The sequence below is a fragment of the Rhizobium sp. BR 314 genome (genome assembly GCF_047445805.1).
Lineage (GTDB): Bacteria > Pseudomonadota > Alphaproteobacteria > Rhizobiales > Rhizobiaceae > Rhizobium > Rhizobium lusitanum_B.
Map to the genome: position 1 here is coordinate 32533 of NZ_JARWLA010000035.1, position 24464 is coordinate 56996.

18 protein-coding genes are annotated in these 24464 nt (G+C 59.0%); 6 read left to right on the forward strand and 12 right to left on the reverse strand.

All coding sequences use genetic code 11. The features are described 5' to 3' along the window. Positions 1-77: 77 nt before the first annotated feature. Together QD461_RS29570 and QD461_RS29575 are read left to right on the forward strand one after the other, a co-directional pair. On the forward strand, positions 78-1622 hold the full coding sequence (locus QD461_RS29570) for a sugar ABC transporter ATP-binding protein (protein WP_414090777.1): 1545 nt from the start codon (positions 78-80) through the stop codon (positions 1620-1622). Between the two features lie 132 nt (positions 1623-1754). After that, complete coding sequence (locus QD461_RS29575; RefSeq protein ID WP_414090778.1) at positions 1755-2750, forward strand: ABC transporter permease; 996 nt, start codon at positions 1755-1757, stop codon at positions 2748-2750. A 66-nt stretch (positions 2751-2816) separates the two neighbouring features. Here the strand turns inward: QD461_RS29575 and QD461_RS29580 are convergent, their stop codons facing one another. The 10 genes from QD461_RS29580 to QD461_RS29625 all read right to left on the reverse strand — a co-directional run bounded on the left by QD461_RS29580 (position 2817) and on the right by QD461_RS29625 (position 16715). After that, complete coding sequence (locus QD461_RS29580) at positions 2817-3377, reverse strand: DsbA family protein (protein ID WP_414090779.1); 561 nt, start codon at positions 3375-3377, stop codon at positions 2817-2819. Positions 3378-3479: 102 nt separating this feature from the next. After that, complete coding sequence (locus QD461_RS29585) at positions 3480-4211, reverse strand: MgtC/SapB family protein (RefSeq protein WP_414090780.1); 732 nt, start codon at positions 4209-4211, stop codon at positions 3480-3482. Between the two features lie 109 nt (positions 4212-4320). Beyond that, a complete protein-coding gene (locus QD461_RS29590; protein ID WP_414090781.1) occupies positions 4321-5685 on the reverse strand; it encodes an amidase in 1365 nt (454 codons plus the stop codon). A 171-nt stretch (positions 5686-5856) separates the two neighbouring features. Further along, positions 5857-8931, reverse strand: a complete 3075-nt coding sequence (locus tag QD461_RS29595) for an efflux RND transporter permease subunit (protein WP_414090782.1) — start codon at positions 8929-8931, stop codon at positions 5857-5859. Between the two features lie 9 nt (positions 8932-8940). Beyond that, positions 8941-10074 carry an efflux RND transporter periplasmic adaptor subunit gene (locus QD461_RS29600; protein WP_414090783.1) on the reverse strand — a complete coding sequence of 378 codons (1134 nt, stop codon included), beginning with the start codon at positions 10072-10074 and terminating at the stop codon, positions 8941-8943. Positions 10075-10619: 545 nt separating this feature from the next. Then, positions 10620-11810, reverse strand: a complete 1191-nt coding sequence (locus QD461_RS29605) for a cystathionine beta-lyase (RefSeq protein WP_414090784.1) — start codon at positions 11808-11810, stop codon at positions 10620-10622. Next, the gene (locus tag QD461_RS29610) at positions 11807-12769 is read right to left on the reverse strand and encodes a PLP-dependent cysteine synthase family protein (protein ID WP_414090785.1); all 963 of its coding nucleotides are present in this window, start codon (positions 12767-12769) and stop codon (positions 11807-11809) included. Before QD461_RS29610 ends, QD461_RS29605 begins: the two co-directional genes overlap by 4 nt. A 52-nt stretch (positions 12770-12821) precedes the next feature. After that, on the reverse strand, positions 12822-12971 hold the full coding sequence (locus tag QD461_RS29615; protein ID WP_414090786.1) for a hypothetical protein: 150 nt from the start codon (positions 12969-12971) through the stop codon (positions 12822-12824). Positions 12972-13249: 278 nt separating this feature from the next. Then, the gene (locus tag QD461_RS29620; RefSeq protein ID WP_414090787.1) at positions 13250-14584 is read right to left on the reverse strand and encodes an acetyl-CoA hydrolase/transferase family protein; all 1335 of its coding nucleotides are present in this window, start codon (positions 14582-14584) and stop codon (positions 13250-13252) included. 208 nt (positions 14585-14792) lie between these two features. Beyond that, positions 14793-16715 carry an autotransporter domain-containing protein gene (locus tag QD461_RS29625; RefSeq protein ID WP_414090788.1) on the reverse strand — a complete coding sequence of 641 codons (1923 nt, stop codon included), beginning with the start codon at positions 16713-16715 and terminating at the stop codon, positions 14793-14795. A gap of 442 nt (positions 16716-17157) precedes the next feature. Between QD461_RS29625 and QD461_RS29630 the strand changes: the two genes are divergently transcribed. Then, a complete protein-coding gene (locus QD461_RS29630) occupies positions 17158-17937 on the forward strand; it encodes a FadR/GntR family transcriptional regulator (protein ID WP_414090789.1) in 780 nt (259 codons plus the stop codon). A gap of 97 nt (positions 17938-18034) precedes the next feature. Here QD461_RS29630 and QD461_RS29635 read toward each other — a convergent pair whose 3' ends face one another. Further along, entirely contained in the window at positions 18035-18547 is a 513-nt protein-coding gene (locus QD461_RS29635; RefSeq protein WP_414090790.1) for an NUDIX hydrolase, read from the reverse strand. Between the two features lie 293 nt (positions 18548-18840). Beyond that, on the reverse strand, positions 18841-19842 hold the full coding sequence (locus QD461_RS29640) for a LacI family DNA-binding transcriptional regulator (RefSeq protein ID WP_414090791.1): 1002 nt from the start codon (positions 19840-19842) through the stop codon (positions 18841-18843). A 185-nt stretch (positions 19843-20027) separates the two neighbouring features. On the opposite strand from QD461_RS29640, the gene QD461_RS29645 reads away from it, so the two are divergent. The 3 genes from QD461_RS29645 (at position 20028) to QD461_RS29655 (ending at position 24443) form a co-directional block, all read left to right on the forward strand. Next, a complete protein-coding gene (locus QD461_RS29645) occupies positions 20028-21056 on the forward strand; it encodes an ABC transporter substrate-binding protein (protein ID WP_414090807.1) in 1029 nt (342 codons plus the stop codon). Between the two features lie 88 nt (positions 21057-21144). After that, positions 21145-23382 (forward strand): ABC transporter permease, encoded by a 2238-nt coding sequence (locus tag QD461_RS29650; RefSeq protein ID WP_414090792.1) that lies wholly within the window; start codon positions 21145-21147, stop codon positions 23380-23382. Beyond that, complete coding sequence (locus tag QD461_RS29655) at positions 23379-24443, forward strand: ABC transporter ATP-binding protein (protein ID WP_414090793.1); 1065 nt, start codon at positions 23379-23381, stop codon at positions 24441-24443. The genes QD461_RS29650 and QD461_RS29655 overlap by 4 nt, the downstream gene beginning before the upstream one ends. Positions 24444-24464: the final 21 nt, after the last annotated feature.

The window sequence follows — 24464 nt, forward strand, 5'->3', positions numbered from 1 at the left end:
GAGACCGGCGCTGCTCGAATGCAATTGCAAGCGACGCAGCGACTTTCAAAGTCACATCGTACAGGCGCAATCTTCGTATGAATCAAAGATCCGATACACTGGCAGCAACGCAAGCCACATTGCCCTTTCTGAGCCTCTCGGGGATTGGCAAGACCTATCCGGGCGTCGTCGCGCTCGACAATTTCTCGATGGATGTAAACCCTGGCGAGGTCATCGGCCTTGTCGGCGAGAACGGCGCGGGCAAATCGACGCTCATGAAAATCCTCGGCGGTGTCGTCAAGCCCGATCGTGGATCCATTCGGCTCGACGGAGCCGAGCACGGCGCCTTTACCGTGGAGAGCAGCATTGCGTCGGGTATCGCCTTCGTGCACCAAGAGCTCAACCTGTTCGAAAATCTCGATGTAGCAGCAAATATCTTCCTTGGTCGCGAGCCGCTACGCGGCGGCGTTCTCAACCTGGTCGATCGAAACCGCCTGCGCGACATGGTGGCCCCATTGCTCAAGCGGGTCGGCGCCAATTTTTCACCGGATACGCCCGTAGCCTCGTTGTCTCTAGCGCAGCAGCAGATGGTCGAGATCGCCAAGGCGCTCTCCATCAACGCGCGCCTCGTCATTCTCGATGAGCCGACATCCAGCCTGCCGCTTGCAGAAACAGAGAAGCTCCTGACCGTCATATCGTCGCTCAAGGCGGAAGGTATCAGCGTCATCTTCATTTCCCATCGCCTGCACGAAGTCGAGCGCGTGGCCGATCGCGTCATCGTGCTTCGTGACGGCACGCTCGTCGGGACATTGGCAAAGGACTCGATCGACCATGACCGCATGGTCAAGTTGATGATCGGCCGCGCCTTGAGCGCACGCGATATCGAACCGACGCGTCCCCCAGGCAATGTTGCGCTCAAAGTCTCCGCTATCCGAACTGCCGCCTATCCTACCCGACCGGTCGATCTCGACATCAAGTACGGCGAAATCCTCGGACTTGCGGGCCTTGTCGGATCCGGTAGAACAGAGCTTGCGCGCGTCCTCTTCGGAATCGACCGAAGTTATGGCGACGGCACGACGACGCTTGACGCTCGAGACCTGAAACTGAGCTCTGCCCGAGAAGCAGTCGCCAATGGCATCTTTCTCATTCCCGAGGATCGCAAACTCAACGGCATTCTCCTCGACATGCCGATCGTGCAGAACATATCCCTGCCCAATCTACCGGCATACGCGCGCCGGTTCATGGTAACCTCTCAGTTGGAAGACGCCGCCGCCGAAGCCCAACGAAGAGCGCTCAGCATCAAGGCACCCTCCATTTCGACCAGCACAGGCACACTTTCAGGCGGCAACCAGCAGAAGGTCGTTCTCGCCAAATGGCTGTCGATGCGCCCCAAGGTTTTGATCTTTGATGAGCCGACGCGCGGCATCGACATCGGCGCGAAGAACGAGATCTACAGCCTGATGCGCAAACTCGCCGACGCCGGCGTCGCGATCCTGATGATCTCAAGCGACATGGAAGAGGTCATCGGCGTTTCCGACCGCATCGCGGTCATGCATGAGGGGCAGATTGCCGGCGTTCTCGATAAGGGTCAGTTCAGTCAGGAAAACGTGCTTTTGCTGGCGGTCGGCAAGGCGCTACATTAGCGCGGTTGGGCTTTTTCACGGAAGTTCCGCACCGTTCTGTCTTATTGTTTCTACCCAGTTCCGAACCGAAGGCCGCCGCGCCCTTTTCCCCGGAACTGCTCCAACGGCTGCCGCCAACAGGAATTGAAATCGATGAGTAAGAAAGACCTAGGCCTGCTTCTGCTGATCATCGTCGTCGGCATTGTCGTGACGATCATCAACCCGCGCTTCCTTCTGCCAATCAATCTGGCCAATACATCCAATCTGATCGGCCTCTTCGGGATATTGTCGATCGGGCAAGCCTTCGTCATCATCACCGGCGGCATCGAATTGTCGGTCGGCTCTCTGGTCGCCTTGCTCGGCGTGCTGTTTATCGATTTCATCGCCGTCCAGAACATGCCTTGGGCTGTCGCCTTGCCCCTGATCCTCGTTCTCGGTGGTGCCCTTGGCGCAATCCACGGCTGGCTGATCACCCGGCTCAATCTTCAGCCCTTCGTCGTCACCCTTTGCGGCTTGCTGATCTATCGCGGAGCGGCGCGGTTCTATACTGCGGATGGCACGGCAGGCTTTGCCTTCGGTCAGAACTTCCCTTCCCTGGAATTCCTGACTGCAGGCCGCCTATACGGCGTACCGAACACATTCATAGCGCTTGTGATCATCGCAGCCATCATGTGGATCGTCCTGCATCGCTCCGTTTATGGTCGGTATCTCTATGCCATCGGTAAGAACGAGGAAGCCGCCAAGTATTCCGGCATCCGCACCTCGAAGATGATGATGATTTCCTACGTCATATGCGGCGTACTGACCGCGCTTTCCGCGATCTATTTCGCGATGTACACGCGCTCCATTTCGCCAGCGAGCCATGGGCAATTCTATGAACTCTACGCCATTGCCGCAGCCGTGCTTGGCGGCTTTTCGCTGCGTGGCGGCGAAGGGTCTCTGATCGGCGTCCTCCTCGGCACGATCCTGCTGCAGGAGTTGCAGAACCTCGTCAACCTTCTCGGCATCCCCTCCTCACTCAACTTCGCCGTCATGGGCGGCGTCATCCTGATCGGCGTGCTGATCGACCAGCAATGGAGCGCAATCCGTGCGCAACGGCGCTTGCTGTCGGCCGCCCGCCAGGTGGATGTTCGTCAGCCCGCCGAGTGAGCCTCATCAAGCCGCAAAGCCACTTGGACCAGCGCGGATATTTATAGACGGAAACGAGCAGTGGTGTCAGACGGCGGCCAGTTTCTTGGCCCATACTTCGACCTCGTCGCCGCTGCTCATGTCGGCCTGAACTAGACCGTCGAGCATGAAAGTCGGCGAAACGTGAATACCGTTCTGCCGCGCATATTTGCAGTGCCACTTGATCTCGCGATCGAGATCGGGAATCGCAAAAGCACCCTTGAGTTCAACGCCGCTGTAGCGTTCCAGACGCTCGATCAATTGATTGGGCGTTACATCCATATTGGGACCGCCTGCATGATGGGCAAACTCGAACTCGTCGCGATGTGCCGCGATGGCAGCCATCAGCGTCTTCGCGGTTTCCTTGCCACCGGCGAGCGTCGATGCGGCCAGAACGCATCGCACCAAGACGCCCGAATACATATGCCAAGGCTGCGACTGCAGCCGGATCTTAATGGTAATCTTGTCGTCACCAACCCGATCGAGAAGAGTGTCGAGCTTGTTGAACGCCCTGATCGAGAAGGGGCAAGTCGGCTCCAGGAAAATTTCAAAAGTGCGAGGACCGTGCCCCCAGGTAAGCGGATCTGCACGCCAGGCTACGTTGGCCATACTGTTTCCTTGCGGTTCTCTGGAAGAATCGTCCGTCGTATCGACGATAGGATCGCATAGATCAGTTTTTCGCCAGCCCCTGCCGGCCAAGAATTCTCCTTGTCAGGTCCCGTTCGTCTCCACTTCGAAGGCGACGACTGTGTATCGCTCTTGAAGAAAGGCGAGCAGCCGCGCCCCACCGCTATCATGACCCGCATGCCGCCATCGCACATCGTAGGAGATGTGGTCGACGGCAGGCGCCGATCCGGCCGCCTTTCCGACAAATACGAAAAAGCAACCTGCCCAATCGCGCGGCGCCTCTATCGCAGGAACGACAATGCCGGAATCGTGAGGAACCTCGATGACCACGCGTGCCTTGTGGCGGCGCGCTATCCGCCGGTCGAACCCTTTGAAGGGTGAAAGCACGACAAAGGTAATGATCGCACCGGCGCAGCCGACGACAAGCTGGCCGCCGCCAATGCACAGGCCAATCGCCGTCATAATCCATAAGGTCGCTGCGGTGGTGACGCCGGTGACCAGATCGCCGCGCCGGAGAATGGCGCCGCCTCCGATGAAGCCGACCCCGGTCAACACACCGAGCGGAAAACGCAATGTATCCATCACGGCGAAGGACTGGGACGACTTGCCCAAGGTAGGAAGCAACAGGTTGGCCTGGATCATCATCAGACAGGCGGCAAGTCCAACCAGAATGGTGGTGCGAAATCCCGCGGCATGACCGCCTCTCTCCCGATTGATACCGATCAGTGCCCCGGCGGCGGTTACCAGCAGGAGGCGCAGCACGATGTCGAGCCAGCTGAGGTTCAAAACCATGAGTTCAATCGCCGGTGTGGGCACGGTAGCCTCCTCCAATCGATGACACAGCCCCCAGCAGTTGAACAATGGCGCCGGGATTTGGTTCCATTCAGAACCGCGCACCGATTGGAGCCGCCGAGAGACGGCACCGCTACGCGGCAACAATCTCCTCAAGAGCCAGCGCAGCCGTTAACAACCGCTCATCCTGCCCCTTTGGGGCCGACAGCAGGAACCCGACCGGCATGCCGGCGCCGCCGTTGCCGCAGGGCAGGGAAACACCGCACCAATCGAGGAAATTGCCAATTAAAGTGTTGCGCAACGTCTTGAAATTGATCTTGACGAACAAATCGTCATCCGCTTCCAAAGGCGCAAGCGTCGGCGCAACGTGAGCTACCGAGGGATGGGCGATGAGCTCGTTTGGCCCTAGCATGCTCTGAACCTCTTTGATCAGCTGCTCGCGCACCTTCAGGATTTCGAGGTAGCTGACTAGCGTAATCTTCTCGCCGAGACGCGTACGGGCGACAACCCTTCGATCCATGGCTTGTGCTTCAGGACCGGCCAACCGGCGATGATGCAACGCAAAAGCCTCAGCCGTCACGAGTGGTCCATGCTCGGCCATCACCTGGAAGAGGGAGTCGAAAGCCGGAAAAGCTGCGCGCCGCACCTTGACGCCCGCAGCGCTCAATCGGACAAGCGCCGCCTCGAAAGCCCGGATCACCCCTTCCTCGGCATCATCCATGACGATCGTGGTCGGCACGACAAGCGAGAACCCAGAGGCGGTGACCCGTGCGACGTCGGACGTTGTACCGCCGCGCATCGCCGCATCGACCCAAATCGCATCCTGAACGGTGCGGGTAAGAGGTCCAAGCGAATCGAGGCTGGTCGCCAGGGGAAAGACGCCGGCCATGCTGTAGCGGCCACGGCTTGCCTTGTAGCCGACAAGTCCATTGAAGGCCGACGGAATGCGCACCGAACCGCCAGTGTCCGTGCCGATCGATACAGGCACCAGCCCGGACGCGACCGCAACGGCAGATCCGGAGGAAGAACCTCCCGGTATCCTGGGCTCATCCGAGGCTCTCGGATTGAGCGGCGTGCCATAGTGCGGGTTGAGGCCGAGGCCGGAAAAGGCAAACTCGCTCATATTGACCCGACCGATGGCAATCATGCCAGCGGCCTTCAGCGCTTTGACGACATCCGCATCCGCTTGTGCGGGCGTGGCGTCGGCGAGCACGACCGATCCTGCCGTCGTTGGCAGGCCGGCGATGTCGAAAAGGTCTTTCCAGGCGACGGGAATGCCTTCGAGCAGCCCTCGCGAACGTCCCTCCCGCAACCTTTTTGATGAAGCCGCAGCCTCGTCTTTCGCGCGATCATCGAGCAGCCTCGTGAAAATTGCCTGATCCCTGTGCGAGCGGATCGCATCCAGGCTCTCTTCGACCAGCTCTACCGGATCGAGATTGCCGGACTGGATCAGCACCGACAGCTGCGCGATCGACTTGCCGAGATGGTTCTGTGTCATGAAGTCATTTCCCCCACTGCCGGCAGTATATGCGCGGCGCATCCGCCCTTGGTTCCTCTTGACAGGACATAAGCTACGGCCACCGTTGTCGACAAGACCCACATGTTGAGTCCATGCCTGTCTCTCCAACATCCCTCTGTCATTGAGGCGAAAGTTCCAACGGGTTCCGTGTCAGCGTGCCGGCGCGGGTTCCACTTCCAGCGCCTTCCGCCTGTGGTGATCTGCAGCCAGCAGCATGTAGACGGCGGGCACGACGAAGAGCGTAAACAGCGTCCCGATGGCAAGGCCGGCGGCAATCACCAGGCCCATATTGAAGCGGGCGGCGGCACCGGCACCGGTTGCCAGGATCAGCGGCACCACGCCCAAAACCATGGCACCCGTCGTCATCAAGATCGGGCGCAAGCGGATGCCGCAGGCCCCTTCGATTGCCTCGCGTTTGGTTTTGCCCTCTGCCTGCAAGGTGTTCGCCACTTCGACGATCAGAATGCCGTGCTTGCTGATCAGCCCCATCAGCGTTACCAGGCCGACCTGCGTATAGATGTTCATCGTCGCGCCGCCGATGCCGAGACTGATGAAGGCGAGCGCACCCGCGATCGACATCGGCACGGACACGAGGATGATCAGCGGATCGCGGAAGCTGTTGAATTGTGCCGACAGCGCAAGGAACACGATGATCAGCGCGAGCGCAAACGTGGTCGCCATCCCGCTCGATTCCTGCACGTACTGACGCGACTGACCGCCATAGTCGACGGAGTACCCCTGCGGCAAGGTGCGTGCCGCAATCGACTTGAGAGTCTCCAGGGCATTGCCGACGGCGACGCCCGGTGCTGGCACACCGGCGATCGTAGCCGAGTTCAATTGCTGAAAGTGCGCAACCGAGCGCGGGGTTGCCTGGAGCTTCGCCGTCGCGATCGCCGAAAGCGGGATTTTCGAGCCGTTCACATTGGCGATCGGATAATTCAGGATCTGGTCGATGGTCTGGCGTGAGCGTTGCTCCACCTGCGGAATGACCTGATACGAACGGTTGTCGATACTGAAATAGTTGACATAGCCGCCGCCCAACATGGAGGCCAGCGCCGAGCCGACATTGTTCATGGACAGGCCCAGCGCGGAAGCCTTGCTGCGATCGATCTGGATCGAATACTGCGGATTATCGACGTAGAGATCCTTCATCAGGAAGATAAACTGGCCGGATTTCTGCGCTTCCTGCAGGAAGGAACTGGAAACTTCGTTCAGCTGATCGAAACCGCCGGTGCTACCGATGGCGAACTGCACCGGCAAGCCGCTGGCGCCAGGCAGCGGTGGTATCTGGAACACCACGGACTGTCCGCCGGCAATCTTCGCCAGGTCGGCCTGCACGAGCGGCTGCAACTGATCCGCCGTTCTCGTACGTTGATCCCACGGCTTCAGCACCATGCCCTCGAAAGAGGTCCCCGGCACCTCGACCTGCAGCGTCTTGTCCGTTTCCGGGAAACTGTGAAAGATCTTTGTGACCTGATCGGAATTCAGGAGCTTTTGCTGAAGCGTTGCATTGGGGGGATTCGTCACCTGCGCGGCCAGGAAGCCTTGGTCCTCGTTGGGCGCCAGCTCATTCTTGGCGCTGGTATAGAGGAAATAGATGCTGCCGAGCACGATAACGGCAAAGACCAACGCCACGGGCACCGTGTTCAGGCTGCCGTGCAGCATGCGCACGTAGGGTCGATGGATCTCCGAGAAGCGACGGTCGATGAAGTCCGAGACACGCTCCTCCCAACCGCTGCGATCGGTCAGATGCGGCTTGAGGATGCGCGAACACATCATCGGCGTCAGCGTCAACGCGATAATCATGGAAACGGTCACGGCACCAACCAGCGTGAAGGCGAATTCCGTAAACAGCGCGCCGGTCAGGCCACCCTGGAAGCCTATCGGCACGTAGACGGCGATCAGCACCACGGTCATGGCCAGGATAGGCCCGACCAGTTCGTGTGCGGCATCCAGCGCCGCCCTCATCGGCGCAGAGCCCTCTTCGATATGCCGGTTGACATTCTCCACCACGATGATGGCGTCGTCGACCACAAGACCGATCGCCAGCACCAGGGCAAGCAATGTCAGAAGATTGATCGAGAAGCCAAGGAGCAGCATCATCGCGAAGGTGCCCACCAGCGAGAGCGGAATTGCGACGATGGGAATGGCCACCGAACGCGGCGAGCCGAGAAAGGCGAACACCACGAAGATGACGATAACCAGCGCCTCGACAAGGCTCTTCACGACTTCATCGATCGATGTCGTTACGAAGGTGCTGGAGTCATAGACGATATAACCCTCGAGCCCCTGCGGCAGCTGTGCCTGAATGCCCGGAAATACCGCACGTACGCCCGCGATCACGTCGAGAAGATTGGCTGTCGGCGCAATCTGGATACCCATGAACACGCCGTCCTGCCCATCGAAGCCGATCTGGACGTCGGGGTTCTGTGAGCCGAGTGTGACGGTCGCAACATCCTTAAGGCGGACGATCGTGCTGCCGATCTGCTTGACGACCATCTCCCTGAACTCATCAGCCGAATGCAGGTCGGTCTGGGCCGTCAGCACGGTTTGCGTCATCTGGCTGCGCGTGGTGCCTATGCCGGAGATATAGTTGTTGCTTGCGAGCGCGGTCGAAACATTACCAGCCGTCAAGCCGTAGGCGGCGAGCTTGTTGGGTTCCAACCACGCTCTCAGCGCGAAGGTTCGTGCTCCGAGGATTTCCGCCGTCTGAACCCCGTTGACTGCCTGCAATTTGGGCTGAACGACGCGCGTCAGATAGTCGGTGATCTGATTGCTGGCCAGAACGTCGCTGCGGAAGCCGATATACATGGCATCGATCGACTGGCCGATCGAAACCGACATGATTGGCTGCTGCGTGCCGGTCGGCAGTTGATTGAGAACCGAGGATACCTTCGCGTTGATTTCCGTCATCGCCGCGTCGGCGCTGTAGTTGAGCCGCAGATTGACCGTGATGATCGACGTACCGCTGGTGCTTGACGACGTCATGTAGTCGATACCGTTGGCCTGCGCGATGGCATTTTCCAGCGGAGTCGTGATGAAGCCTGCGATGACGTCAGGCGCTGCGCCGGGATAAGTCGTCGTCACTGTGACAACTGCATTCTGCGTCTGCGGATATTGACGCACGGTCAGCGTGCGAAACGACTGATAGCCGATCACGATAATCAGCGCGCTCACCACAAGGGCAAGAACGGGGCGGCGGATGAAAATATCGGTGATATTCATCTCCACACCTCAATTGGGGTTTGCCGGTGCCGCGCTGGGATCGTTTGACGGCTGCACCGCATTGTTGATGATGACAGGCGAACCATTGTTGAGTTTCAGCTGGCCGGAGGTCACCACCACCTCGCCCGCGTTCAACCCCTTGGTCACCGAGATCTGATCGCCCCTCGCCTGACCGGTGCTGACGAACTTCTGATTGGCGACGAGTTGCGGCTTTCCATCCGGCCCGCTGCCCTTGTCGGTCACCACATATACGACGTTACCATAGGGATTGATGGTGACGGCTGTCTGCGGAAGGGAAATATAGTCCTTCGGCTCGCCGACCACCACGACAACATTGCCAAACATGCCGGGCAGCAACTTGCGGTCAGGATTTGGGAAGGTCGCCCGGATGGTGATGTTGCGGCTTTGGGTGTCGACCAGCGGACTGATCGCCGTGACCTTGCCGTCGAACGTCTGATTCCCATAGGCATCAACCGTTGCCGTCACCGCTTGGTCGACCTTCAGTTGCAACAGAGCCTGCTGCGGCATCGAGAAATCGAACTGGATTGGATCGAGCGACTGCAGGGTCACGACGGCGGTGCCGGCCGACAGATATTGGCCGAGGCTGACCAGCCTGATACCGAGGTGGCCGTCGAAGGGAGCGCGGATCGAATACTGATCGACCAATGCCTGTTGCGACGCGACCTGCGCCTGTGCCGCCTTCCAGTTCGCCAGATCGCTATCGACCTGGCTTTGCGCAATGGTATTTGCCTTGATCAGCTTGGAATCGCGGTCATAGGCAATCTGAGTATTCGCCATCGTCGCCTTGTATTGCTCCAGCGTCGCAATCTGCTGGTCGGCGAGCAGCTGCACGATGAGATCGCCCTTCTTGACGTCCTGACCATCCTCGAAGCCGATCTTCTGGACGATACCCTGGACCTGTGCCGAAAGATTGGCGCCTTCGACGGCATTGAAGCTGCCTATGGATTGCAACGTCGTCTGCCATGGGCTCATCGCTGCGGTAATTGTCGAGATGGTCTGGGGCGGCGACTTGAGATTGGCCAGATAGGCCGCGATCATGCGGTTCTTGAATGCCTGGAAGCCGAAGATCCCGCCAAGGATCAGGCCTATGATGATCAGCATGATGATCATGCGTTTTATCATGACGACGGACTCAACTTTTCAGGGATGGATCGACAGACACTTCGATAGTGCTAGCTCCGACGCATCATGGGGAAACCTCTGCGAATGCCTTGCTGCCAGCAGAACGTCCCTTGCATGGAGGGGATAGTCTCTATCGCAGGGGATGTAGAGCGGTAAGGTCGCGCGGACAAGTGCTGCGGCGATGAAGCACTTTGCGGAGCAAAATCGTCGGCCGGCTGGATATCTTCCGGCCTCAGGTCTGCAGGAAACTGGCCCTGTCCGTCTCGACCATTCTCGCGCAAACCGGAGCAGTCAAACGTCATCGGCAAGCCTCCGTTCCGGTTGAGCACGCGTTGCAGCGATCAAGCTAAAGGATAACCGATTTACTCTGCCCGGACCAGATCGAAGACTCCGGAGCGAAGGCAAGGGCTTCGCGGGTACTTATATGGGTGATTTCCCGCCTCCGAACGCGCGGTACGGCCATCAGGTCCGCCCTCTCATGATGAGATGCCGGGTGGCAGGCAGAGGGCCAGCATTAGCCGCCTCCTTGCAGTCGAGCCTTCCGCTCAAGCCGCCGCGCTTGCGGCAAAAGCGCGGTCAAGATCGGCAATGAGATCGCCGACATCTTCAAGCCCGATCTGCAGCCGCACCAATGGCCCCTCCTGCGGAGGTCGCAGAACGCGACGATCGCCAAGATCCACCACCAGTGCGAGGCTCTGATATCCACCCCAGGAGTAGCCGAGACCAAAAAGGGAGAGACCGTCGAGAAACTTCTGCGCTCTCAGGGTGAAATCCTCCTGGCCGTCGGTGGCAAGCACGAATGAGAGGACGCCGCCAGCCCCCTTGAAATCACGCTTCCAGATTTCATGGCCAGGAAAGCTCTCCAGTGCCGGAAAGAGGACGCGCACGACATCGCGTCGTTGTTCCAACCATCTAGCCACGGCCAAGGCATTTGCCTGGTGCCGCTCCAGACGGATGCCCATCGTACGGAGGCCGCGAAGAACCTGATAGGCGTCGTCAGGCGTTCCGCAAAGGCCGAGTGCCCCATTGGCGTGTTTCAATTGCCGCCAATGTTTGGCATTGGCGGAGATGGTTCCCATCAACACATCCGCATGACCCGCCGGATACTTCGTTGAAGCCTGAACGGAGACATCGACACCGAAATCCAGAGGTTTGAAATAGAGCGGCGTCGCCCAGGTATTGTCCATTGTCACCACTGCATCGTGCCGGTGAGCCACTTCCGCAATCGCCGGAATATCCTGTATCTCGAACGTGTTCGAGCCAGGCGCTTCCGTATGCACGAGCCTGGTGTTGCCGCGGAACAAAGTCTCGATATCAGCACCGATGGCCGGATCGTAGTACTCGACCTCAATTCCGAACCGCGCAAGCATCGTATCGCAGAAATGCCGGACGTTGCCGTAAACGGAATCGACGACGAGCGCATGGTCGCCAGGCGAGAGATAGGCGAGGAACGCGATGGTGACCGCAGCAAGTCCGGAGGGCACGAGGATGGTGCCGGCCGCTCCCTCCAACTCGTTGATAGCATTGCAGAGTGCGTCGGTGGTCGGCGTTCCGCGCGTCGCATAGGTATATTTTTGACCGTGCCGCGCCATCGTCTGCGCGTCTGGAAATAGAACGGTCGAAGCATGTACGGTGGGCGGATTGATGAAGCCATGATAATCGAAAGGATCATACCCCGCCCGGACGAGCTGCGTATTGGGGCCATTTGCGTTCAGCCGATCGTTTATCTCGCTCACGAAATCTCCCCCGTCGCCGCAGTTGACAGATACCGCTCGCCGGTATCGGGCAAGACGGCAACGATGACCTTGCCGGCATTTTCCGGTCTCGCGGCGAGCTGCGTCGCAACCCAGAGCACCGCTCCCGACGATGTTCCGGCAAATATCCCTTCTTCCGCAGCAAGAGCCCGCGCCGTTGCCCGGGCGTCGGCAGTATTGAGCGAGATGACCTCATCAGCAATTGTCGTGTCGAAATTGCGTGGCAGCTGTTCGGCCGGTACTTCGCTCACTTTATGAACGCCGTCGATCTCATCCGGATATGGATTTTCCTCCGTCGGCAACGATTCCAGCGCAGGTTCTGCGATAATGATTTTTATATCCGGTTTCTTCGATCGCAGAAACTTACCGGCACCCGAGATCGTACCGCCGGTGCCGACGCCACCAACAAATATGTCCACGGTCCCTTCCGTATCGCGCCAGATTTCGGGACCGGTCGTCTCGAAATGAGTGCGCGGATTGACAGGATTGGCAAGCTGATCCGTGAAGAATGCGGTTGGATTCTCATCCCGCACGCGAGCGGTGATCTTGTCCAGCGCCTCCGGATCCAGGAAGAACTCATTCTTCACGATGACAAGCTCTGCGCCAAACAGACGGAGCAGCTTCACCTTGTCCTCGCTAATATTGTCACTGAGGTAGAATTTCGTCCGGTAGCCGCGCGACGCGGCGACGGCGGCCAATCCAATTCCCGTATTGCCGCTTGTGACATCGACAAGCAGATCGCCGGGACGGATCTTGCCCGCATCCTCGGCTTCCTTGATGATTCCCCAGGCAATCCGGTCCTTTACGCTGCCGGCAGGATTGAAATATTCAACCTTGGCAAGGATGCGAGCGCCGAGGCGGCGTTTCCTACGGTAATTATGCAGCTCCAGAAGCGGCGTATTGCCAATGAGCTCCGAGAAACTGTTGTATATTCTCGTCATTCAACTCTCCTCTTGTCGAACGGATCGGTCCGAAAGCAACGCTCCGTTAGGCTCAAGCTCCACAGATGGCATGCACGAGCAGGAGGAACGAGACGAACACCATCAGGCCCGCCAGCAAATGTTGAACGGTCGACCAGAGGCGCCGGCCCGTTGCCGCAGCAGGCCGGGTCGCAAGAGAGGCAAGATAGAGAACAGTGTCCATAAAAGCTCCAGACAAGGGCACCTGCTCATCGTCAATTTGAGGCGAAGGGCCAGCGCAACTGCATATTTGTTATTTTGATATTATCTATAAAATTAGTGCATTAAAGAAATGATTTTCCCTGCAATCGTGCCCCGCTTAAATTGAACGTGCTGACAGGGCGCCCTCTCGGGAACGGAATGATCCGTCAATATCCTGTCAGTTGCGGGAGCGGTCTTTCAAGATCTGCCGGGCTTTCCTCTCTCTGGCGAATGCGCCCGGCAGGACCTTCATTCAGGTCGTCAGCTCGCGGCGTAGAGCCCCGCCCCATGGGCTGCCCTGTCGAGCTCCTCCCGGAAATCCGGATGTGCCAGCGAGATCAGCGCCTTTGCACGCTCGGCCACGGACTTTCCTTTGAGATTGGCCCATCCATATTCAGTGACAACGATGTGCGTGTCGTTGCGCGATGTCGTCACCGGTCCCGACAGAACCGGAACGATGCGGGACAATGTCCCCTTCGCCGCCGTCGAATGACAGGCGATGATCGATCGCCCCCCACGCGAGGCATAGGCGCCGCGCACGAAGTCCACCTGGCCACCGGATGCACTGAACTGTCTTCCGTTGACGAATTCCGAGTTGCAGGCGCCGTTGAGGTCTATCTGCATGGTGGCGTTGACCGACACAGCCCGGTCATTGCGAGAAATCACGAAGGGATTGTTCACATAGTCGACGGGGTGCGCTTCAATATCCGGATTATTGTCCAGAAAATCATAGAGAGCCTGATCCCCCAGTGCGAACGTGAAGATCGAACGTCCGACATGGGTCTGCTTGCGGCTGTTGTCGACCACACCCGCCTTAACCAGATTGGCAAGGCCGGTGGTCATCATTTCCGTGTGGATGCCGACATGGCGATGGTGCGAAAGCCGCGAGCAAACCGCATCCGGCAAGGCGCCGATACCCATCTGCAGGCAATCGCCGTCCTCCACGAGACCAGCAACGATCGCACCGATGGCATCGTCCACTTCGTTGCGCGGCGCCACCGGCAGAATTGGCAGGCCGACATCGTTCTCCACAACCGCTGTCACGCTCGATAAGGGGATCATGCAGTCGCCGCGCACATAAGGCATCTTGGCATTGACTTCGAGGATAATCCGGATTCCCGGTTTCCGAGACACCGTCAACGCGTAGTCGGTGCTGGCGCCAAGGCTGAAATTGCCTTCAGCATCCATGGGCGAAACGGTTGCAATCAGGGTATCGACCCCGACATGCTCGACCAGCGAACGCGGAACCTGGCTGAAGTGGCAGGGGACCAGGTCGACGGCCGGCAGTGCCTCAGCCAGTCGCCTCTTGTCCAGCGCGCGCTCCACCCCGCCGTGGAAGTAGCTTACTGGAATGATGGTATCGCGCAGGTCGAAATCGAATACGCTTGTCCCCGCGACGCCGGTGCATAGCAGGTAGTGCAGCCGCACCTTGTCTATGGCTCCCGCCCGGGCCTGTTCGGCCAGTGCCACAAGAATGGCGGGCGGCTGTCCGGCGGCGATCGGCATTGCGACCTTCGCACCTGACGGGATTAAAGCGACGGCCTCCTTTGCGGACCGCAGGCGTTCACGATAGAGCGTCTGATGGATACTGGTCATTGGGCCCTCCTCCCAATGCCATTTCAGAGCAAAACGCCGTCGATTGCAATGGCTCGGTTCCAGACGCCCGCTCGAGACCACTCGGGGAGAGCAGGAAGAGTTCGTTCGCGCGGGGGCTATAGAGACATCGGCAAAAAGACGGCCGCCATCGAGCGACCGTCTCCTCGTGAGCTTCCCGAAAGCAGCTCAGCCGAAGGCTGCTACTCCGCTAGAACTTCATACCGACATTGAGCTTGAAGGTATGGTCGGTGCTATTGCGCGCGACCTGACCGGTATAGGAAGCGCTGATAGCCGCGTTCTGCGAAAGAGCAAAATCGAGCCCCGCTTCCAGGGCCAATGAATCTCGGGCGATCGGCGCGCCGTCAATGCCGAAGCTGGCCCCCGATTTGAAAGCAAATTCGGAGTTTGGCGTCACGTCACCGTAAGCATGCTTCCAGCCAACCATTCCGCGCGCCTTCACCTTGGTGTCAGCCAGGGGAATATCAGTGGATGCGCGCAGGCCGAGCGTCGTGAAGGTAGCATTGGTCGCATTTCCGTCGCTCGACAGTGCGGCAATCGTTCCCCCCGTTTCCGAAAAGCCGTCGCTCTTCAGATGAACATAAGCGAGGTTGGCGAAGGGCTCGAAGGCAACATCGCTGAGATTGACCTTGTAGCCGAGTTCCGCAAAGGCTTGGGTCGTGCGGGCATCGTAGTCGGCGGAAAGTGTCTCGTTGAACGCGGGGAAAACGACATGACGCTTTGTGTTCAGGCTGTGCGCCGAATAGAAAACGCCGGTTCTGAAACCGATCGCATCCCACTGCGATCCGCCATAGAGGCCGAAGTGATAGTTGTCGCCGGAGCCGGACGAGGAGCGGGCGTCGACGTCGAAGCTGGTGTTGCTGTATCCGCCGACCAAACCGAATCGCCATGTTCCGGCAGCCGCATCGGCACCAACGAGAAATCCTCCCGTCGAATGATCTATGCCCGCGGCATATCCCTCGCCGTCGGCCTTGCTTTTCGAGCCGAAGGCTTCACTCCAGATGGCGATGCCTTCGGTGCTGCCGGCGGCCTGATGCATGCCCTTTTCGTCATAGGTCGTCACCATAGACGATGAGGCACCGACGTTGTCGAAAGCAGAGCGGATGCGGTTGCCGACGGCATCACGAAGGTAGGCGCTATCGGTTATGAACGTGCCTTTGACGCTGGCGTGAATTTCGCCGGACAGAGCGTTTCCGTAAGGGCGCAGGTAGCGATAGAAACCGATTCCGTCGGTACCCGTTGTGCCGATTGCTTCTCTGTTCAAGATGTAGAGCGACCATCCGTCCTTGGTCTGGCCGAACGACAGACCCTCGACTTCCTGCTCGCCCTCGATCTTGAGGTTCCCCAATACTTCCACCTGACCGGTAGCGAGATTGGCGCGATAGATGGTCTTCGAGTCGTTATCGGTGGAGAAATACATCCAGCCATCGAGGATCTTCCCGCCCTGGGCCTGATCGATTGTCTGCGACAGAGGGATATATTTCTTGAAGGTCCAGTCTGAGAGATTGTAGACCGCGATCTCCTTGGCATTGTCGTAAGCCATACCGTAGCCGACGCCGTTTTTAGCGTCGACAGCCACCCAGCTGGCAATATCCTGCTTGCCATGCGGCGGGTTCAGCGCAAAGGCCTGCCCCGTGAAGCTGAGGTCGCTCGCATTGTAGATCGCAAAGACCGGCGTATTATATTTGGCGCCTGTGACCGGATCGCGTCGGCTGGAGTCCAGGGAAATGTAGAGCAGGCCATTGGCGTAATCGATGTCGCCGATATGGTTGAGGCCCTTGGGAGCCACGGCAGACGGGTTTGCCAGCGCTGCGGCAATGGCCGAGGACGTCTTCAGGCTGGTCTCGAAATTTGCATTGGTTTTATCGAGCGCGTTCGTGCCGGAAAAATACCAATTCGTCCCGTCCGTTGTTACCCCTTGGCCGCGATAAGGGATTGGATTGTCGGTAAAGCTTCGCTTTTCGACCATGATCCAGGGCTCGGTAGCATGGGCCGGAGCTGACACCAAGCACGCAAGGCTCGACGACAGAATGAGCGACGTGGCGACGGCTTTCCGCGGGCGTGCCGTCCGGCGCTTCGCCTTGCGGATGCATTCCTCGATCTTCAGAGGCATTTCTGGGCTTCCTTTTCATGAATTTTGAATAGCCGCACGAATGCCTCCGATGCAGGAAAGATCGGCGGCACGACATACAGCGATAGTGGGAGACGGCCCGTCGAATGTCGGGCCGGGAGGCGAAATCCAGTCGCCTTAAAACGTGTGTTGATGGCGCGCTATGGCGAATTTTTCCGTCTTGCCCTGCTAATAGGTGCAAGTTCTATCTAGCTGTCCATTTGCCATTTCTTTAGATGCAAACCTTTATATACGCAAAATTCGGCAATTATTATTTTGAGTTCCACTCATATTTACTTTGTTTTATGTATAATTACTTCTAAAGCATTGCTCATCTTGGATTCCCAACGAAAATATAGCTGACGCACAGGTTTCTCGCGCATTGACGTGCCCGTAAAACGCATGTTCAATAATAGGATAAATAGAAGAGCGAAGTGACAATAATATGAATAGTATGAAGAATGGGGATGTGCTTTTGAAAACATTGATGGGCATTCCCCGCGCCGAAGGATCTGCGGGCATCAGTCTCCACGGGAGAGTCCTCAACGAGATTGGTCAAAGCATCGTGCGCGGCGAGTTTCTACCGGGCGACCAATTACCGAACGCGGATGATTGGAGCGCCTCTTATGGCGTCAGCCGCACCGTCCTTCGTGAGGCGATCAAGGTTCTCGCCGGCAAGGGCATGGTAGAATCACGGCCGAGAACCGGAACCCGCGTACGGCCTCGAAAGGATTGGAACTTCCTCGATCCTGATGTGTTGGTGTGGCGTTATGGGTCGAGAACCACGATCGAAGAGGCACGCTCCCTGTTCGAGTTGCGTCGAGCGATCGAACCGACCGCAGGCGCCTTGGCGGCGCAGCGTGCGACTGAACAGCAGGTCTCCGAACTGAGGGTTTTGCTCGTTGAAATGGAAAAGGCCGGTGACGACGGCGAACGTTTTGCCATACCGGATCTCGCCTTCCATCAAGCCATCCTGCGCATGTCCGGTAACGAACTCATCGGCTCCCTTGCCGCCTTGATCGAAACGGCACTAGTTATCAGCTTCCGTCTCACCGACGACAATCCGCAGGGCCAGCACCATTCCCTGCCGCTGCATCGCGATGTGGTGGAGAGCATTGCGACGCGAGATCCGGACGCTACAAGCAAGGCCTTGATTATTTTGCTCGATCAGGCAGAGGAAGATGTGAGGTCCGCATTGGCGGCACGGCTAGCTCGGAGGGGGTGAGCGCATCTTTCCGCAGCTCGACGATGACGGGCGCACGGTGACGATTGCGGCGACGTAGGCCGTAGCGACCGTCGCCACCTGCCTGTCTGGCGACCCCTTATTTCGTGGCAGTTCCCTTTGTCTTTGTATTCCTCGCGAGCGCGCCCTCGACCATGCGCAGAAGTCCCTTCAATTCAGGCTCCCGCACCTGTGCAGCCGCCTCGTTGGGAGCGAACCATTTTAGCCGCCTTTGGCCGCTCTCCGGGAACTGTGCGCTGACGGAACCAACTTCCAAAAGGTGAACTTGCACGACAGACGGCACAGTTGTGCCGGTATCGAGCGATTTCAGATAGGTGTAGTAACCGAAGCTCTTCTTGCTGGCCTTCCCTTTGACTCCGGCCTCCTCCCATGCCTCGCGTTCGGCAACCTGGTGTGGCAGCTTCTTGTCCATCGGCCAGCCCTTCGGAATGACCCATCGGCCGCTTTCGCGCGACGTGATCAACAGCACTTCGACATCCTGACTGTCGGACTGCCGCCTATAGCAGATAGCGGCAAATTGCTCGATGGTCTGGCCATTGAAGAGCTTGTCTGCCTCACTCGCCAGATGTCTGAGATAAGTCTTCTTCGTCATCTATTTGCAATCGCGACTGTCTGTGCAGCGGAGCGTGTCTCGCAAGGGCGATGGATGATGACCTCCACCATCAGGGGTTCTCCGGTAGCCGTCATGTACTCCTCCCTCAGCACTCGTTGCCCGATCGTGATCGGGCAACCCAGTCAGAACACGCCAAACTTATTAGCCGACTATGTTTTACTCACTTGATACTCTTTGCAAGAGGCATTGTCATATAAACGTTTTGATAAGGATATTTCCTTTTGATAGCAACATGATAGCTGATCCATATCTTTGTCATAAAGAGCGGAGCGCTAACCGCCCCTGACGGAATCGCGCCAAATCAGGTCCGCTTGCAACGTCAACGATCGCCCATCTGCGACCCCGCTCCGCGAGAGCCAGGCCACGGCCTCGCGCGCGATCGCGCCGATCGGCTGCGCAAACGTCGTCAGCCGGTAAGACGACCAGGATGCTTGCTCGATATCATCGAAGCCGACAATGCAAAGCTGCTGCGGAATGGAGATGGAGAATTGATGACGCGCCGCATCCATAACCCCGCAAGCAAGAAGATCGGTGGCGCAAATGACGGCATCGGGCCGCTCCTTCCTGGTCAGCAGACGCTGAGCGACAATCCGGCCGGTCTCGTATCCGGTCGAGCCGTGCCGCTCCACGATCACATCCAGCCCATGCTCTCTCGCCGCGGCGATGAAACCCGCTTCGCGCGCCATGAGGCTCGGCGTTCCGGCCTCGGAATTTGCAAACGCCAGCCTCGAGCAGCCCGCCCGGACGAATGCCGTTACGACCCGCCCGGCAGCTTCACGATCATCGAGGTTGATGTGGAACGCGCCCGATTGATCCTCGTCACGATTGATGAGGACGAGACGCTGGCCGCTTCCCAGGCACAGCTCCGTGATCGACTTGTCGGGCAATCCTGAAAGGATCACGGACGCATCTGCCCGATATCGGATCGCCTGTTCGAGCGCCCTGTTGACACTGCCGTCGGAGCGGTCCGTATTAATCAGCATCGCGACCTTTCCCGCGAGCTGCAACTGCAGCGTCAACTCGCGCAACAAGGTCGACCGATAGGGCGTCGCAACATCAGAGACGATCAGACAGACGATGCCGCTCTCATTGCGCATCAATCCACGCGCAAGATGATTGACCTGATATCCAAGCTCTTCCGCCGCCTGCAGAACTTTTTGCCGGGTGGCGTCCGATACGCTAGCGCCCGGCGTAAAGGCCCGCGACACGGCCGAGCGTGAAACGTCTGCCCGGCGCGCCACCTCATCCGCGCTGACAAAATCTCGCTGCGACACAGTTTCCTCCCCCTGCTGCACCGGAGTTCATCATGATTTGCAATCGCGTGCAATATGTCGATCATATCACTTTTTTGAATATTTTATGACAGGCTTGATTGACAAGCCTTGATAACCAATGCAGCATTTGCACACGCTTGCAAGAAGCGCGCGGTGTGGAGGCGTCGCAAAACCAGGAGGACATGATGAGATTGGTCAATGTGGCCGCGGCAGCCCTTGCCGCGGGGATATCTTCTATTGCCTGGTCGGCACACGCGGCAGGCGATCTCAACGTAATCTGCTCGGCAGACCCGGAGGTCTGCGACCTGATGAAAGCGCGTTTCGAACAGCAGAGCGACATCAAGGTCAACATGGTTCGGCTTTCTGCCGGCGAAACCTATGCCAAGATCCGTGCCGAAGCACGCAATCCGAAGACGGACATCTGGTGGGCRGGAACCGGCGATCCCCACCTGCAGGCGGCARCCGAGGGCCTTACCCTCGAATACAAGTCTCCACTCTTCGACCAGCTGCAGGACTGGGCCAAGAAGCAGGCCGAAAGCGCCAAATTTCGCACTGTCGGCGTTTATGCCGGTGCGCTCGGTTGGGGCTACAACACCGATATCCTGAAGAAGAAAGGGCTGAAGGAACCCAAATGCTGGGCCGATCTGCTYGAYACGTCCTATAAGGGCGAGATCCAGATCGCCAATCCGAATTCGTCCGGAACAGCTTACAACATGCTGGCGACGCTCGTGCAGATCATGGGCGAAGACAAGGCCTTCGACTATCTCTCCAAGCTGAATGCCAACGTGTCGCAATACACCAAGTCCGGCGCCGCTCCCGTGAGGGCGGCTGCTCGCGGGGAAACGACGATCGGTATCGTCTTCATGCATGACGCCGTTGCACAAACCGTCGAAGGCTTCCCCATCAAGGCGGTCGCACCTTGCGAGGGCACCGGCTACGAGATCGGCTCCATGTCGATCGTCAAGGGCGCWCGCAACCTCGAGAATGCCAAGAAATGGTATGATTGGGCTCTCAGTGCCGATGCGCAATCGCACATGAAGGATGCCAAGTCCTACCAGCTCCCCTCCAACAAATCGGCGGCCGTCCCGAAGGAAGCGCCGAAGTTCGAGGACATCAAGCTRATCGACTACGACTTCAAAAAATACGGCGACCCCACCGTCCGCAAGGCTCTGCTTGCCCGCTGGGACAAGGAAATCGGCGCAAAGGCCAATTGATCGCCCGTCTTCATCTGCGCGGACCGGGGTCGATCGAGACCGGCCCGCGCCTTGCATAAACTCTGCTGAACAGGATGCTTGTCCAACCATGACCCATAGCAAACGCCGGCTGGATCTTGCACTCATCTTCGGCATGGCCGCCGTGATACTACTCCCATGGTATCGCATCGAAGGTGGCTTCTTCGGCTTTGGCTGGTTGAGCAGCTTTCCTAGCGATCCCTCCACAGCGCCGGGAATCCTGGAAATTGCCAGCTTTGGCCGATGGTGGCTCGCGATCGCCGTCGGGCTTTTCCTGCTCGGCGGCGTCGCGCGCTTCTTCGACAATCCTATGCGACGCGGCGCGCTCATGGCCTGGGCCGGTGCATTGGGCTTTGTCTTTCTCGCGCTGCAGGGGCTTGCAATCACCTCTTCGGGTTGGACCTGGGCGATCGGCGAACAGCTTTTCGGCGCACTTGCGGACGGCCAGCCGGCCATGGGTGCCGGCGCCGTCACGCTCGGGATCGTCTTCGTGCTGCTGTTTTCCTTCGGCCTTGCAGAACGCGGGATCATGAAGGGCGATGCCTTCGTCGTCAGCGCCATTACCCTGCTGATCGTCCTCGTCGCGATCTTCGTCTTCTATCCGGTTGGCAGCATGTTCGTCGGTGCCTTCCAGTCCGTCGACGGATCGTTCAATCCGGACGGCTTCATCGCCAACATGCAGGATCCCTCGCTCTGGAGCCTCAGCTGCGTGGTGGGCGGCGACCGTTGCGGCCTTGCCTGGCGCACGCTCTGGCTTGCCATCATGACGGCCAGCGGTTCGACGCTGCTCGGCTTGTGTTTCGCCCTCGTCGCGACCCGCACGCAATTCCCCTTCAAGAAGGCATTGCGCCTCCTGACGATCCTGCCGATCATCACGCCGCCCTTCGTGGTCGGGCTGGCGCTCACTCTGCTCTTCGGCCGCGCAGGTGTCGTCACCGAAGCCATTTCCTCCCTTTTCGGGACTGAACCTGGGCGCTGGCTCTATGGGCTGACGGGAATCTGGATCGCGCAGGTGCTGTCCTTCACGCCGATTTCCTTCCTCGTTCTGATCGGCGTCGTCGAAGGCGTCAGCCCGTCGATGGAGGAGGCCTCGCTGACGCTGCGCGCCAACCGCTGGCGCACCTTCTGGCGCGTGTCCTTGCCGCTGATGAAGCCAGGCCTCGCAAACGCATTCCTGATCGGCTTCATCGAGAGCATGGCCGATTTCGGCAATCCGATGGTTCTCGGCGGTAGCCATGGCGTGCTGTCGACCGAGATATTCTTCAGCGTTGTCGGCGCACAGAACGATCCCTCACGCGCCGCCGTCCTCGCAATGGTTCTCCTCGTCTTCACCTTGAGCGCCTTCCTCGCACAACGCCTCTGGCTGCAGGGCAAGAGCTTCGCGACCGTGACCGGCAAGGGTGATTCCGGGGCGCATATCGCGTTGCCACGTGGTCTTTCGATCGCAGTTCATGCGCTCGTCATTCCATGGATGCTATTCACCATCGTCGTCTACCTCATGATCATCTTCGGCGGCTTCGTGCGCACCTGGGGTCTCGACAACACGCTGACCGTCGAGCACTACGTCAAGGCCTTCTCGATCGGCCTGCGGGACGATGGCGGCCTCGCCTGGACCGGTGTTGCCTGGAATTCCTTCTGGACGACAATGGAAATCGCGCTGATCTCGGCGCCGCTGACGGCTGCCGTCGGCCTGCTGACGGCCTATCTGATCGTGCGGCAGAAATTCGTCGGTCGCGGCCTGTTCGAATTCGCGCTGATGATGAGCTTCGCCATTCCCGGCACGGTCATTGGCATCAGCTACATCATGGCTTTCAACCTACCGCCGCTCGAGATGACGGGCACGGCTTTGATCCTCGTCGCCTGCTTCGTCTTCCGCAACATGCCGGTCGGCGTGCGCGGCGGTGTCGCCGCCATGAGCCAGCTCGACAAGAGCCTGGACGAGGCGTCCCTGACGCTGCGTGCCGACAGCCTGCGAACGATCCGCAAGGTGATCTTGCCGCTGCTGCGACCAGCCATCAACGCCGCGCTGGTCTATTCCTTCGTGCGCGCCATCACCTCGATCAGCGCCGTCATCTTCCTCGTCAGCGCTCAGTACAACATGTCCACCGCCTACATCGTCGGTCTCGTCGAGGATGGCGAATATGGGGTGGCGATCGCTTATTCCTCCGCCCTCATCGTCGTGATGATTACCATCATCGCCGGCTTCCAGCTGCTGGTCGGAGAGCGGCGGCTGCGGCGGGTGAACCGCGTCGCAACGCAGACTTCTACACCAGCATCCGCATCCCTTGCTCAGGAGAAAACCGCATGAACCTGAAAGCTCCCGGCTCCGTCGTCTTCGAGAATGTCCGAAAGACCTTTGGCGCTTTCAACGCAATTCCGGACCTGTCGCTCACCATCGAGCCCGGAACGCTCGTCACGCTGCTCGGCCCCTCCGGCTGCGGCAAAACCACGACGCTTCGCATGCTCGCCGGGCTTGAGCATCCCTCGGCGGGGCGCATTCTCATCGGCGGCAAGGACGTCACCATGCTTCCGGCCAATGAGCGCGACGTCTCGATGGTTTTCCAGAGCTACGCGCTGTTCCCGCACATGACCTCGCTCGACAACGTCGCCTACGGCCTCGAATCCTCCGGCATGAAGCGCAAGGAGGCACGTGAGAAGGCTGAGGAAGCACTGAAGCTCGTCGGCTTGGCGGGAATGGGTTCTCGCCTTCCCGCAGAATTGTCCGGCGGCCAGCAACAACGTGTCGCCGTTGCCCGCGCCCTCGTCGTCGAGCCTCAGGTTCTGCTGCTTGACGAGCCTCTCTCCAACCTCGACGCCCGCCTTCGCCGGCGCGTGAGGACCGAGATCCGCGAACTGCAACAGCGTCTCGGCTTTACCGCCGTCTACGTAACCCATGACCAGGACGAGGCACTGGCCGTTTCGGACCGTATCATCGTCATGAAGGACGGTGGCATTGCCCAGCAAGGTGCGCCGCGCGAACTCTATGACACCCCCGCCTCGGCCTTCATCGCCGACTTCATCGGCGAGGCCAATGTCATGCCCTGCGATGTCATCGACATTGATGGCGATAGCGCCATGATCGCAGTCGAAGGCCTCCATTATCGGGTTGCCGGTCGGTCGGCCAAGCCCGGCCCGGCGCAACTCGCCGTCCGGCCGAATGCGATCATGCTGACTCCGAGGACGGCGCACGCACCTTTCCATGGCCGGATCACGCATTCCGCCTACCTCGGCGATCATGTCGAATATGAAGTGCAAACCGGGGCCGGTTCGCTTTTCGTCGTTGACGCAACCGTCGATATCGCGCTCCCTCCTCATACGGATGTCACGATCTCGTTCAAGGATCGCGGCATCGCCGTTATTGGCGGCTGAACGCCGTCAACCATCCGACCA

Bases quoted from the DNA above. Each gene is read 5' to 3' on its own strand.
- QD461_RS29570 (WP_414090777.1), top strand. From the start codon at position 78: ATGAATCAAAGATCCGATACACTGGCAGCAACGCAAGCCACATTGCCC.
- QD461_RS29575 (WP_414090778.1), top strand. From the start codon at position 1,755: ATGAGTAAGAAAGACCTAGGCCTGCTTCTGCTGATCATCGTCGTCGGC.
- QD461_RS29580 (WP_414090779.1), bottom strand. From the start codon at position 3,377: ATGGCCAACGTAGCCTGGCGTGCAGATCCGCTTACCTGGGGGCACGGT.
- QD461_RS29590 (WP_414090781.1), bottom strand. From the start codon at position 5,685: ATGACACAGAACCATCTCGGCAAGTCGATCGCGCAGCTGTCGGTGCTG.
- QD461_RS29595 (WP_414090782.1), bottom strand. From the start codon at position 8,931: ATGAATATCACCGATATTTTCATCCGCCGCCCCGTTCTTGCCCTTGTG.
- QD461_RS29600 (WP_414090783.1), bottom strand. From the start codon at position 10,074: ATGATAAAACGCATGATCATCATGCTGATCATCATAGGCCTGATCCTT.
- QD461_RS29610 (WP_414090785.1), bottom strand. From the start codon at position 12,769: ATGACGAGAATATACAACAGTTTCTCGGAGCTCATTGGCAATACGCCG.
- QD461_RS29615 (WP_414090786.1), bottom strand. From the start codon at position 12,971: ATGGACACTGTTCTCTATCTTGCCTCTCTTGCGACCCGGCCTGCTGCG.
- QD461_RS29620 (WP_414090787.1), bottom strand. From the start codon at position 14,584: ATGACCAGTATCCATCAGACGCTCTATCGTGAACGCCTGCGGTCCGCA.
- QD461_RS29625 (WP_414090788.1), bottom strand. From the start codon at position 16,715: ATGCCTCTGAAGATCGAGGAATGCATCCGCAAGGCGAAGCGCCGGACG.
- QD461_RS29630 (WP_414090789.1), top strand. From the start codon at position 17,158: ATGAATAGTATGAAGAATGGGGATGTGCTTTTGAAAACATTGATGGGC.
- QD461_RS29635 (WP_414090790.1), bottom strand. From the start codon at position 18,547: ATGACGAAGAAGACTTATCTCAGACATCTGGCGAGTGAGGCAGACAAG.
- QD461_RS29650 (WP_414090792.1), top strand. From the start codon at position 21,145: ATGACCCATAGCAAACGCCGGCTGGATCTTGCACTCATCTTCGGCATG.
- QD461_RS29655 (WP_414090793.1), top strand. From the start codon at position 23,379: ATGAACCTGAAAGCTCCCGGCTCCGTCGTCTTCGAGAATGTCCGAAAG.